This is a genomic window from Streptomyces sp. NPDC111656, from assembly GCF_055656965.1.
In genome coordinates, this window is the sequence record NZ_JBVKCA010000052.1 from 1 (window position 1) to 12,485 (window position 12,485).

Below are 12,485 nucleotides of genomic sequence, written 5' to 3' on the forward strand. Positions count from 1 at the left end.
GCAGGAACCTCACGAGCCATCCGATCCGGCGTCCTACGGAGACGCTACGAGCGGCCAACCCGACCGCGCTCCGCTACCGCCATACAAGTCGGAACCTCAGGCCGGGCCTCGGGGGCCGGGGCGTCCTCGCCGCCGTCCGGGTCGAAGTCGGTGCCTGTCCGGGCGTCGCGGGCCGGCGGGGGCCGGATGTCGCCGGTGGGGAAGTTCAACGGCCACACGAACGTGTCGGGGTCCTTCAGGTGGTTGACCATGTGGGCGAGCGATGTGTAGCCAGCCAGGAGCGGGTGGATCAGCACTGTGCCCTTGTCCCGCAGCTGGCCGATCACGCAGGAGACGACGGACTGGTTCAGACCGAGGCGTTCGGCGATGTCCTGCTGCCGGAGGCAGCGCAGCAATGAGGGCAAGCCAGCCGTTCACGCCGAAGGTGTGCAGCCACCACACCGGTGGTCGGACTCACCAGCGCAGTTACCTGCGCGCCCAGGCGCCTCCGCGAGGCATTCGCCGCCCCCCCCCGCCACCCGGGAACCCTCCGTCGCGCACGCGACTACGGCCAAATCGACCGTAGTGCAGGCGGCTCCGAAGCGCCCGGAGGTCCACAGGCCCCTGCACGTGGCGACGAATCCCCAGCTCACCCGTGCAGGCGACTTCGGACATTGACATTAAAGATCACGTTCCGCAGACGACCGTTTCCGAACAGTGCGCCGAGCCGAAGTGTCACCTCATGTGACACCAAACTGCGTACTCTGGCTGATTCATGCTTGATCGCCAGATTGCTGGCTATCGGCGGGGGTTGGCGGTGTTAGCGGACTCGCCCGGTGAGACGAGTCCTGTCTCGTAGGCGAGGACGACGGCCTGGGCCCGGTCGCGCAGGGTCAGCTTGGCGAAAATCCGGGCCACATGGGTCTTCACTGTCGCCTCACTGAGCGTCAGTTCCCGCGCCAGTTCGGAATTGGAAAGACCCCGCCCCATGAGCGTCAGCACCTCGCGCTCGCGCGGCGTCAGCGCGGCCAGGTCTCGGTGGACGGCCGGCGTTGCGAGACCCGAACCGGTTCTGGGGGCGCTGGGGGCGAAGCGCTCCACCAGGCGGCGGGTGATCGAGGGTGCGAGCAGGGCGTCACCGGTGTCGACCAGGCGTACGGCGGCGGCCAGATGCGCGGGGGTGACGTCCTTGAGCAGGAATCCGCTGGCTCCGGCGGCGAGGGCGGCGTAGACGTAGTGGTCGAGGTCGAAGGTGGTCAGCATGATCACCCGGCAGTCCGGGGACTGCGTGAGTATGCGGCGGGCGGCTTCCAGGCCGTCCATGGTGGGCATGCGGATGTCCATCAGGACGACGTCGGGCCGCAGCCTCCGCACGGCGGCCACGGCCTCGGCTCCGTCGCCGGCTTCGCCCACCACGTCGATGCCGCGGGCGGTCAGGATCAGGCGGAAGCCGGTGCGGACCAGTTCCTGGTCGTCGGCGATCACGACACGAGGGGCGGATTCGGTGTGCGTCGTCATGGCCGGTCCAGCGGGATCCGGGCGCGGACGCGGTAGCCGCCGCCGAGGCGGCGGCGGGCGTCCAGGTCGCCACCGTAGAGGGCGACCCGCTCCCGCAGGCCGAGCAGCCCGCGTCCCGTTCCGTCCGCCTGGCCCGGGACCGGCTCTCTCCGCGCGGGCTGGCTGCCCGACAGGATGCTCGGTCCGCTGTTCAGCACCTCGACTCGCAGGGAGTGGTCCGCGTATCGCACCGTCACCTCGGCTTTCGCTCCGTCCCCGTGTTTGAGGGCATTGGTCAGGGCCTCCTGGATGATCCGGTAGGCGGTGACGTCGATCCCGGTCGGCAGTGGGCGCGGCTCGCCCGAGATCCGCATCTCCACGGGCAGGCCGGCAAAGGCGATCCGGTCGATCAGCGGGCTGAGTCGGCTCAAGCTCGGCTGTGGTGACAAGTCCATACCGTAGGGCTCGTCGTCGCCGTTCTGCGCGGGTGCGAGCAGGCCGAGCAGGTGCCGCAGCTCGGTCATCGTGTTCCGCCCGGCGGTCTCGACGGCGCTCAGGGCGGCCGCGGCCTCGTCCGGCATCGTGGCCAGCACCTCGCGGGCAGCCCCGGCCTGGACCACCATGAGGCTCACGTTGTGGCTGACGATGTCGTGGAGCTCGGTGGCGATCCTGGCCCGCTCGGCGTCAACCGCGGTCCGCGTCGCGCTCTCGCGCTCCCGCTTCAGCAGCCAGCCGCGCTCCTCGATGGCCGCCTGGTGCAGCCGCCGCGCCCGGACCACCGCCACGCACAGACACCCGGCGGCGCCAACTGCCGCCGCCAGGGCAATGACCAACCAGATCGTCCCAGAGGCCCACACCGGATCATCTTCGCAGCTGCTCGACGCGCCCCACATCAGCCCCCGGATGCAGCTCCGTACATCCCCAGGATGAGCTGCCCGGACGGATACATCCGGGAGGCGACGCCTCGTCCGCGGACTCCGTCCTAAGTTCGAGCCATGACAACTGATCACGACAGTGCTCGGCAAGTGGTGGTGCGGCTGGACGGCGTGCACAAGGAGTACGGCGACGCGAAGGCCCTGGATGGCCTGTCGCTGGAGATCACGGCGGGGGACGCGGTCGCCGTGATGGGCCCCTCCGGCTGCGGCAAGTCCACCTTGCTCAACATGGTGGCCGGCCTGGACCGGCCGACCTCGGGCACAGTCGAGGTGCGTGGTCATGACCTCGGGAAACTGAACGAGACCGGCTTGGCGCTGTTCCGGCGGCGGAACGTCGGCATGATCTTCCAGTTCTTCAACCTCATCGACGATCTGCCGGTCCTGGACAATATGGCGCTGGCCGCGCAGCTGACCGGCGCCCCGGCCCGGCAGGCGCGACGCCGTGCCCTGGAGCTCCTGGACGAACTCGGTGTCTCCGAGCGCCGGAACAATTATCCGGCGACGCTCAGCGGCGGCGAGCGCCAACGTGTCGCCGTCGCACGGGCCTTGATGAACCGCCCGGCCCTGCTGCTTGCCGACGAGCCGACCGGCGCCCTCGACAGCCGGTCGGGCGAACAGGTGATGGATCTGCTGATCGACCTCAACCAGATCGGCCAGACCCTGTTGATCGTCACCCACGACCCGCATCTGGCCACCCGCTGCGCCAGCCGGCTGATCGAAGTCGCCGACGGCCGGGTCGCCCGCGAGAGCACGCTGGAGGCGACCGCGTGAGCGCCGTATGGAGAGCCTCGCGCGCGGCCGTGAAGCGCCGCCGGCTCCAGACCTTCGTCATCGGGCTCGTCGTGCTCTGCTCCACCACGACCGTCCTGCTCGCGCTGGTGCTGCTGAGCGCCGCCTCGGGCCCCTTCGACAAGGCTTACGCCGCGCAGCGCGGTGCCCATACGGTGGCGACCTTCGACACCACGAAGGTCTCGCAGGAGCAGTTGGCGCGGACCGCCCGGCAGCCCGGGGTGGAGACTGCAGCCGGACCGTTCGGGCAAGCCGTCGTCGACATCCCCAAGGACTGGCTCTGGATGGCGGGGGGCACGCTCACCGTGGTGGGCCGGGCCGATCCAGCAGGCCCCGTAGACCGGATCGAACTCCTTGAGGGCCACTGGGCCACCGCACCCGGCGAGATCGTCGTCAACTGGTCCGCCCAGGGTTCCCCCGGCACCGCGCTCCTCGGCACCAAGCTGGAGGCCTCCGGCGGAACGACGCTGACCGTCGTCGGATTCGCCACCAGCATGAGCAAGTCGGCGAGTGCCTGGGTCTCGCCCGAGCAGATGGCCGCACTGCACCCGACCTCCGCCCAGATGCTGTACCGCTTCACGGACTCCTCGACGGAGGCCCGGCTGAGCGCCTCGCTGGCACGGGCCACCACGGGACTGCCCAAGGAGTCGCTGACCGGCGCACAGACCTACCTCACCCTCAAGCGGGCCTTCTCCGCGCTGGCCGACTCCTACCTCCCGTTCATGACGCTCTTCGGCATCCTCGGCCTGCTCGTCTCCACCCTGATCGTCGGCAACGTGGTCAGCGGGGCGGTCGTCTCGGGGTACCGGCACATCGGGGTGCTCAAGGCCCTGGGCTTCACCCCGAACCAGGTCGTCGCCGTCTACCTGACGATGCTCTCCGTACCGGCGGTGGTGGGCTGCTTGCTGGGAACGCTGGCCGGCAACGCGCTGGCCCGGCCGATCCTGAAGGTCGCGTTCACCGGCATCGACGTGGGCCGGGCCTCGGTCGGCGACATCAGCCCGTGGGTGTCCGTGGCCTGCCTCGTGGGCATGCCCGCCCTCGTCCTGCTGGCCGCGCTGGTCCCCGCCCTGCGCGCCCACCGGCTGCCCGCCGCACGGGCGATCAGCGCGGGCGGCGCGCCGCGGACCGGGCGCGGGCTGCGCGTCCAGCGGATGCTCGGCGGCACCCGGCTGCCGCGCCCGGTCAGTCTGGGCCTCGGCCAGCCGTTCGCCCGCCCCAGCCGCACCCTGCTGACCATGGCGGCCATCGTCCTCGGGGTCACCACGGTGACCCTGTCGACCGGACTGACCAGCACCATGGTGGCGTACGGCAATGTCGGGCGGGAAGACGGAGGCGCCAGGATCCACGTGACGACCGGGGGGTCGGGCAACGACCGGACCCCATCCCGGCTCAGTGACCTGCAGATCGAGAAACGGCTGCGGTCCCTGCCGGGTGCGGAGGGGGTGCGGGCCCGCGCGCTGTCCCAGGTGAACATGACCGGGCAGACCCAGCCCGTCTTCGCCGACTTCTACCGCGGCGACGATTCCTTGTACGACCACACCATCGTCAAGGGCCGGGCGCCGTCTGCGGCGGGCGAGATCGTGGCCGGGCCGGCCTTCCTGACACAGCGCGGCCTGAAGCTCGGTGACCGGGTCACGCTGGAGCTGAACGGCAGGAAGATCACAGCGACCGTCGTGGGCCAGCTCATCGAGGGCAACGCCCGGGCCCTGGAGGCCACCTGGCGGACCCTCGCCCAACTCGCACCGGACGCCCACGCAACCGAGTACACGGTACGGCTCGCCTCCGGCGCTGACGCGCGTGCCTATGCCGAGGCGGTTGCGGCGCTCGACCCGGGCCTGCACGCGTCGGTGATGGACTCCGGCAACGCCGGCACCACCACCGTCGTCACCTTCTCGACGGTGTTCACGGTGCTGCTGACGCTCGTCGCGTCGCTCGGTGTCTTCAACACCGTCCTCCTGAACACCCGTGAGCGGCGCCGGGACCTGGGCATGCTCAAGTCGATCGGGATGACCCCCCGACAGGTGGTGGTGATGACGGTGACCTCGGTCGCCGGGCTGGGCGCGGTCGGCGGGCTGCTCGGCATCCCGCTCGGGATCGTGGCGCACCGCCTCGTCGTAGACAACGTCGGGGTGGTCGACTTCCCCGCGTCTATGAAGGATGTGTGGCACGCGCCGCAGCTGGCCGCGATGCTCATGGCGGGTGTGGCGATCGCAGTCCTCGGCGCCCTGGTCCCGGCCCGGTCGGCGGCCCGGATGACCATCGCCTCGGTGCTGCACACCGAGTAGATCACCCGTCAGCACCAGCATCTGGAACCGGCCCAAGGCAGCCGACGGCACCGCCGAGGGCCAGCTGCTGGGCGGCACGGTCTCCTTCATGTCCGCGCGGAACCACACCGCCCCCGTCTTCGGTAACCCCGCCCACTGGGCCGCCGGCCTCCCGGAGAAGGGGCAGGCGGCCCGGCGCAGCCCGGAGCGGATCAGCGCCGCGACCGAGGAGGCATTCCACCTGCAGTTCCTCGCCCAGTCTGCGGTGCCGGACGCACAGATGACAGAAGTCGGGGAGGTGGTGCACCTGGTCGACGTCGTCACCGGCTCCGCCGCCACCCTCACCCCGTACGGCGGCGGATGGGAGTTGCGCCAAGGCGGCCCGCTCAAGCTGTGGGACCGCATCGAGACGATCCTGAGCGCCTACGACACCGCCGGCCGACCGGAGACGTTCTGGCTGCATGCTCGGGCCGGCTCACCCCCGCCTGCGCGGGGAGGACGTAATCGCAAAGCGTTCCTAATGCTGCAGGTCACGAAGTGTCCTCTCTGCGCAGGCGGGGGTGAGCCGTCGGAGCAATGCCGATGCCTGGCGGGGCGTGCTGTCCTCCCCGCGTAGGCGGGGGTGAGCCGATGGATGCCGGCCTGCTTCAGGCCGCCTCTCCGATGGTCATGGGACGGTCGTCCAACACGATGGTGGTGACCCCCGCGTTGTCAGGCCGGGCGTGCGCGGTGTCTTTGACGGCCAGCTGGGTGCGCATGTAGACCGCGGCGGCCAGTGCCCACGTCGCCATGTGCTCATCGCCCGCGAGATGGTCGTCACGGACCTTCCGCATGGTGACCTGGACGGCCAGCACCGAGCGGCCGGACAGGAACGTCTCGATCTTCCCGTCGTCCAGGTCGTTGATGCGTTCGGGAAGGCGGAAATGGGGGTGCTGGGAGGTCTGCTCAATCAGGAACGACCAGGTGTCCCGGTGACAGATCACCCGGGCGGAGGCAATGGCCGCCGCCGACAGCACGCTCTCTATGTGCTGACGGTGGTCCTCCTTCCGCCGCTGTTCGTCCTCCTCCGAGGACGCGATCGCAGTATCCGGAGGCGGCTCTGCCGCGGCGGGTCCGGGCGGAGCTGAGGCCGATGCGCCGGGCGCCGGCTCCGCAGCGGCTTCAGGAGCCTCGCCCGAGATCGGTTGCCCGTCGCGCTGTTCTTCTCGTTCGTCGTCACCCTCGTCGGCCGGGCCTGTGACCTCGTGCACCGCTTCTCCCCTCCACCCGTTGCTGCTGTCGACGTCGGCAGCCTCCAGCGGTTGCGGCTCGTGCTGCTGCAGCAGTTCGAACGCTGACGCGCTGTCATCGGCGGCCCACGGCACGGGCACGCCGACTATGTGCGTGAAGGCCTGCGCGAGCTCGCGCCGCAGCGCCTCGACTCCGCTACGGGTGTCGGCCAGGTCGGTGAGCATCTTCTCCTGGCGGCGCCGCAGCTCCCGGTTCTCCTCACGCAGACCGGTGGTGCCCTGCAGGACGGTCTCCAGCACCTTGCGGCGCAGGTCTTCCTGGTCGTTGTGCAACGCCGCGAGTCCGATGGCGCGGTCGTCCACCGTCCTTCGTATCTCGCCCAGTTCGCTCAGGATCTTCTCGAAGTCTCGCCGTGCCACACAGCCCCCTCGCCGTCGACCGGTCAGCCACCCATCCCTCCCCAGACGGGAATCGGCTGACGCGGCAGTTTCCAGCCCTTCGCCGGGCTCGTGCGCACAGACCAGTGCGCACCGCCCGGGCCTGCGATGCCAGCACCCCGATGCGCTGGATGGTCCGTGGCTGGTTCCTTTGGGGCTGGTGCGTCTGCTCCCTGTCTGTTGTCAGTGCCGCGTCCTACCTTGGATCTGACGGCATTTCTCGAAGAAACGGTGGTAGTGGGTGGCCAACATCGTCTGGCACACAAAGCTGCGCATTCATCTGGATCTGACCCTGGATGATCTCGGACACGAGGAACACGAGGGTCTGTGGGACATGGTCTACGGCATGGACCGGATGTACTCCGCTCGAGCCGTTTCTGTGGCTGAGCGAGATCTGCAGTGCGGAGGGGTGTGCCGGGAAGCCGGTGTTGTCGCGCCGATGTACCTGCGCATGCGCAACGGGCGCCGCGAAGCAGTCCATGAACGGCGGGAGGACGAAGACCGGCACATCGTCCCTGTCAGCGACGAGCACAAGGCCTACCAGGCGCGCATCCTGCGTGCTGCGGAGGAAGGCGGCTTCCACGGCGACAGCGAGGTTCGCACCCGGGGGGGCCGCAGCTGGATCCAGACCGACACCCTCATCGAAGGAGCCGACGGACTCCGCGTCGGCTGGGAGGTCCAGCTCTCCTCGGCCGGCACCGACGGACCCCGCAGCGCCCGCTCCCGCGCAGCCAAGGCAGAGAAGAACGGCATCACCCCGGCCTGGCACACCGACCGAGCCGACTACGCCCAACGCCACGACACGCACTGGACCCGCAGCAATAACCTCCCCGCCCATGTCATCGCCAAGACCGGCGACCTGCGCATCATCTCAGGCTTCCGCAAGTTCGACTTCTGGCGCTGCGACCTCCACGCCGATTACCCCTGCCCCCACGGCGTGCGCCGCTGCGGCAAGCACCACGCCACGCCCGTCCCCAAGGACGTGCTTTTCGACGACCTGGTCCGCAGGACCGCAGCCGGCGCCATCGTGCCGATCCAGTTCCGTACCGTCACCAAGCTGCACCGCTTCTGGGTCACCCGCACAGACCAGAACCGCTACAACGACCTGCTGAGCGACGACACCCAGCTCCCCGACGTCCCGGAAGACGTACAGATTCCGTCCAGGGCCAGCTATAACCGTCCTACCTGCCGTCCCGACCTTGCGATCGCATCTTCCACCACCTCCGCACCATCGGGGGCTCAGCCTCCCGCTGCATTGCCGAACCTGCTGCCCGCCCAGCCCACTGAGCCAGCCATCGAAGCGGCCACCCACGGTCAGTCGCGACAATCGAACAGCCCTGACCAGAGCACGGGGGAGAGGGCGCGAATCCCTGAAGATCTCATCGCGCTTCAGAGGGCTTCAGACCGTGAGCAGCAGGCACTTCAGCAGCTGAGCGATCACGAAGAGCGCGGCCAGCAGCGGCGCATCTGGTTCGAAGCAGCGCAGGCAGCCCAGGGCGCGGTAACTCGGCACGCGCGTTCCCAAGGCCTCAACCGGTTCGAAGTCGAGCGCGCCGTGCGAGCCGCCGCGAGAAGCACAGGAAGTCAACCGCCGCTCACGTGACCAGCCTTCCCATCCCGCGGACCCGTGCTTGATGCCGCACGGATCTGCCGTCGCGCACGAGGCGGCTCACACAGGCGCAGTGGCAGGGGTACGTCCCGGAACTACACAAGGCGACCCGATGACCACATGATGTGACCATCGGGTAGTCTTTGTTCGGTTGCGGCAACCTCAAAATCGGACAGACCATCTTGTCCGCGGGTGAATTAAGCGAACTGCCCGAAAGGGGAGGCAGCACCGCAGCCGGCCCCTGCTTCCGGGCCGAGAACCAGGCCCAGGTAGACCCGAGGGCGAAGGGCCACGACACGTAGGCAGCTGATGAAGCCCTCGGCCTGCAAGGCCCCACCCCACTGCGGGTCTTGCCGCCTCGCGAACCAGATCGCGGCAAGGCCGAGCCCGTCCCGCGCTGGAAACGGCGATCAGGCAGCGGACCCGCGGCTGGGTGCTCGGGGCCTGCCTCTCGTGCGAACCGGTTCGTGTGGAGTGGCCCCCAGGGCCCGGGGCGGCCGATCCCGTTGGAGGAGACGCCAGTCCTGCCCTCTGGCCCTTTGTGTGTCGGCGTGAACGGCAGGAGAAGCGCAGCGCGGCCGATGCATACCCCCGTGAGGCATCGGCCGCGCGTGGTCTGGCGGAGCGGAGCTCGTCGCTCGCCTCGCCGATGTCGCTCTGCATCAGCGAGCCGATGCTCGAAGCGGTGATTCCGGCCCGTCACCGCCGCGCCGTCTGCGTGGGCAGCGGGGCTCACCCGGGTTTTGAGGACGCGGTGACCGGGTCAGTGCACGTAGATGGTCCTGGCCAGGCTGGCCGCGTACTGGTCAGCGGCCGCGTTGAACGAATGGGCGCGTGAGCTGGCGGGCATCCCCACATCATCGCCCCCTGCCCCGCTGACCGGCCGCACCGGTGATCGTTTCCGGTCACAGTACTGTCGGCCTGGCTCCGATGCGGTCGTCTGTGGAGACAACAAAGGCCGGCCTCAAATGAGGCCTGGCCTTTGTGCGTTCCGTCTTTGTCCTAGCCTCGATCTTGCATGACGGTCCACCGACGGAGTCGGTGGACCGTTTCGTTTGTTGTGGCTGATGGTGGGCATCGTGGTGGCCCGAGTGTCGCGTCGGGTGGGCGCCGGGTTCCACTGCTCCGGGTGGGGTGGTGCTGGTCGTCGGGACGGCTGGACGGCTGGTCAGTCTGGGGCGCGGAGTTGGGCGAGCCGGTCGAGTGCTGCGGTGATCTCGTGGGTCCAGGGCCAGTGAGCCGCGAGGCGGAGGATCCGCCGGCGTCCGGTGGTGACGAGCTGCCCGGCCGCGGTGAACAGGCGGAGCCGCAGGCGGCGGGGTTCCCAGAGCCGGGCCTTTCCTGTCAGCGCGAGCATGGGCATCCAGGCCAGCAGGTTCAACGCGATCTGCACGATCTCGAGCCAGATACGGTTCGGGGCGGTGCCGTGCAGGGGCAGGTTGCGCAGGCCGGTGGCCCGGGCGGCCCGGATACGGTCCTCGGCCCAGGCCCGCAGGCGGTGACGGAGTTCGAGTACGGCGATCGGCAGGTCGATGGTGTTCGTCGCGAAGCACGTCAGGCGCATGCCGTCCGCATCGGTGAGCCTCAACTGGGCCCCAGGATGCGGTCTTTCCTTGCGGACGACAAGCCGCATACCTTTCGGCCAGCCGGCCAGGACATCACCGGTGAGCTCGGCGACCCAGGCGCCGTCCCGGATCTCACCGTCCGCCTCGACGGCCGGGGTCCAGGCAGATGCGGGGACCTTTCAGCACCTGTTGGTGGATCGCGTCGGTGATCACCATGCCGACCGAGTACGACAGCCAGCGTCCGCGCTGCGCGAGCCAGGCGACGAAGTCGTGGGTGCCGCCCGCGGAGTCGGTGCGGATCAGGGTCTGTCGCCCGCGCCGGTACTTCTTGGGCAGCTGGGCCAGGGCCAGGCGGGTGGTGGTGATGTGGTCGGACGCGGTGTTCGAGCCCGCATTGCCGGGTCTGAGCAGGGCCGCGACGGGTTCCCCGGTGCCGCCCGGGCCGTGGTCGACAAAGGCCATGAGCGGGTGATGGCCGTAGGTCCGCTTCCAGGTCGGGACAGCATCCTGCTTGTCGGAGTGCGCGATCACCAGCACCCCGTCGAGGTCCACGGTCACCTGCCCGCCGGCATCCGGCGCCGCGGCTCCGGCCAACTTCCAGACAGGTTCACGTACCTGTGCCCGCCCGGTCCTGATCGCCGTCAGGGCCTTCGGACCGGCCGCGGCCAGCGTGTCGATCAGTCGGGAGACCGTCGGATCGGAGGCCGCCGGCCCGAACACGGCCGGCTCGGCCCGCAGCATCCCGGCGTCGGCCAGGCAGTCACCGCCCAGCGCGACCGCGAGCGCCACATCCAGCAGCATCTTCCCCGGATCGTGCACCGCCCTCGGCTTCCGCCACGGTGCCAGCGCCGCCGATATCGCCTGGTCCAGGCCGGTCTTGCGGATCGTCTTGACCAGCAGCACACCACCGGCCTGGGAGACCACCCCGCGACCACCGCCCTCGGCACGGGCACGCGGGCAGGACCCGATACGCTTCTTCACCTGGAGAGTGTTTCTTTCCTGTGACGACCTGGACCCTAGACAAGTCCCATCGTTGCAGGTCAGGAGCACTCTTCGCGTTTCTGATCACCCACCGGACACAATATGGGGCGCGAACTCTGCCGCCCCCGAGCGTCACACCAGCAAGGGAGGATTCCCGCGATGACAGACGAACACGAACCTGACGGCGATCTCTACGTGCTGTGGCACGCGCGCCATCTCGCGGTGGAGCAGGACGAACGGGTCATCCATCTCGATGCGGACGGCACCGTCCACCTGGACGAGGAGGAGTGGAGGATCATCGGCATCTACCCGGACCAGGCAGTCGCGGAGAGGCAGCGGGAGATCTCCAGGAAGCTTCCAGGGTTCCGGGACGAACCTGATTGTTTCGAGATCGCACCCGTGACGGTGGACGAGGATTTGTGGAACCAGGGGTTCGTCACGGTGTACCCCGAAGGGCTTAGGCGAGACTGATGGACCGGACGCTCTACCTCCTGGTGCACAGGCATCACTTCGCGGACGAGCCGGGTGCTCCCACCACCGTCGACTTCATGGAAGACGGCGAACCGCTCTTCTGGGACGACAGCGAGGACAGCTTCACGTTCCTCGGCCTGTACTCGAGCCGGCAACGGGCGGAACAACGCATTGAGCAGGCGCGCACCCTACCCGGATTCAGGGACCATCCCAACGGCTTCCACGTGCACGAGTACACCATGGGTCAAACCCACTGGGCCGAAGGATTCCTCGTCGGCGAACCAACCGACGGCTGAGCAGGCACCACTGCCTCCAGTCGCGATTCTTCTCGACGGTCCGCCGACTCCGTAGCAGGACCGAACCGGCCTGCGAGGCCATCTGGCGGCCGTCTCCCTGGACACGGACGCGCGGGTACTACCCGGTAGGCTCTGTCACCTGGAAAGTGCTCTTTCCCTTGCAGTCGAGAGGACCCTCAGCAAGTCCCATCGTTACAGGTCAAGCGCACTTTCCGTTTTCTGATCAGCCCTCGGACAGCCTGCTTCGTGAAAGCGCGAAGCTAGTCAGCTGGCGGCGCAGTCCGCAGGGGGCTGGTTGCTCTGCAGCGGCACGGTGACCGGCGTGACGCCTCGGCGGGGGGTGCCTCTATGTCTTTCGTCAAGCGAGGCGTGGGGTTCTGGGTTCATAGAAGGTGCCGTCGCGGAGCATCGCGAACAGCACGCTGATGC

9 protein-coding genes and 2 pseudogenes are annotated in these 12,485 nt (G+C 68.9%); 6 read left to right on the top strand and 5 right to left on the bottom strand.

The annotated features are described in order from the left end of the window. Window positions 1–44 precede the first annotated feature (44 nt). The 3 genes from ACZ7M3_RS52035 to ACZ7M3_RS52045 all read right to left on the bottom strand — a co-directional run bounded on the left by ACZ7M3_RS52035 (window position 45) and on the right by ACZ7M3_RS52045 (window position 2,261). Window positions 45–404, bottom strand: coding sequence for a hypothetical protein (locus ACZ7M3_RS52035; RefSeq protein ID WP_472073752.1), 360 nt, complete (start codon window positions 402–404; stop codon window positions 45–47). A gap of 373 nt (window positions 405–777) precedes the next feature. Further along, complete coding sequence (locus ACZ7M3_RS52040; protein ID WP_472073754.1) at window positions 778–1,497, bottom strand: response regulator; 720 nt, start codon at window positions 1,495–1,497, stop codon at window positions 778–780. After that, window positions 1,494–2,261 carry a sensor histidine kinase gene (locus tag ACZ7M3_RS52045; RefSeq protein ID WP_472073756.1) on the bottom strand — a complete coding sequence of 256 codons (768 nt, stop codon included), beginning with the start codon at window positions 2,259–2,261 and terminating at the stop codon, window positions 1,494–1,496. The genes ACZ7M3_RS52040 and ACZ7M3_RS52045 overlap by 4 nt, the downstream gene beginning before the upstream one ends. Window positions 2,262–2,471: 210 nt before the next feature. On the opposite strand from ACZ7M3_RS52045, the gene ACZ7M3_RS52050 reads away from it, so the two are divergent. From ACZ7M3_RS52050 to ACZ7M3_RS52060, 3 genes and pseudogenes are all read left to right on the top strand, one after another. Next, window positions 2,472–3,182 carry an ABC transporter ATP-binding protein gene (locus ACZ7M3_RS52050; RefSeq protein ID WP_472073758.1) on the top strand — a complete coding sequence of 237 codons (711 nt, stop codon included), beginning with the start codon at window positions 2,472–2,474 and terminating at the stop codon, window positions 3,180–3,182. Then, entirely contained in the window at window positions 3,179–5,488 is a 2,310-nt protein-coding gene (locus ACZ7M3_RS52055) for an FtsX-like permease family protein (RefSeq protein ID WP_472073760.1), read from the top strand. The genes ACZ7M3_RS52050 and ACZ7M3_RS52055 overlap by 4 nt, the downstream gene beginning before the upstream one ends. A gap of 37 nt (window positions 5,489–5,525) precedes the next feature. Then, window positions 5,526–5,942 (top strand): annotated as a pseudogene (locus ACZ7M3_RS52060) (ATP-grasp peptide maturase system methyltransferase); the annotation flags it as partial. A 172-nt stretch (window positions 5,943–6,114) separates the two neighbouring features. Here ACZ7M3_RS52060 and ACZ7M3_RS52065 read toward each other — a convergent pair. Next, complete coding sequence (locus ACZ7M3_RS52065) at window positions 6,115–7,116, bottom strand: hypothetical protein (protein WP_472073762.1); 1,002 nt, start codon at window positions 7,114–7,116, stop codon at window positions 6,115–6,117. Between the two features lie 259 nt (window positions 7,117–7,375). Here ACZ7M3_RS52065 and ACZ7M3_RS52070 point away from each other — a divergent pair, with 259 nt between their 5' ends. Beyond that, window positions 7,376–8,737, top strand: a complete 1,362-nt coding sequence (locus ACZ7M3_RS52070; protein ID WP_472073764.1) for a hypothetical protein — start codon at window positions 7,376–7,378, stop codon at window positions 8,735–8,737. A 1,174-nt stretch (window positions 8,738–9,911) separates the two neighbouring features. Here the strand turns inward: ACZ7M3_RS52070 and ACZ7M3_RS52075 are convergent. After that, a pseudogene (locus tag ACZ7M3_RS52075) lies at window positions 9,912–11,289 on the bottom strand (IS1380 family transposase). A gap of 159 nt (window positions 11,290–11,448) precedes the next feature. Between ACZ7M3_RS52075 and ACZ7M3_RS52080 the strand changes: the two are divergent. Both ACZ7M3_RS52080 and ACZ7M3_RS52085 read left to right on the top strand, forming a co-directional pair. Continuing rightward, the gene (locus ACZ7M3_RS52080) at window positions 11,449–11,760 is read left to right on the top strand and encodes a hypothetical protein (RefSeq protein WP_472073766.1); all 312 of its coding nucleotides are present in this window, start codon (window positions 11,449–11,451) and stop codon (window positions 11,758–11,760) included. Beyond that, window positions 11,760–12,056, top strand: coding sequence for a DUF7336 domain-containing protein (locus ACZ7M3_RS52085; RefSeq protein WP_472073768.1), 297 nt, complete (start codon window positions 11,760–11,762; stop codon window positions 12,054–12,056). The genes ACZ7M3_RS52080 and ACZ7M3_RS52085 overlap by 1 nt, the downstream gene beginning before the upstream one ends. Window positions 12,057–12,485 lie beyond the last annotated feature (429 nt).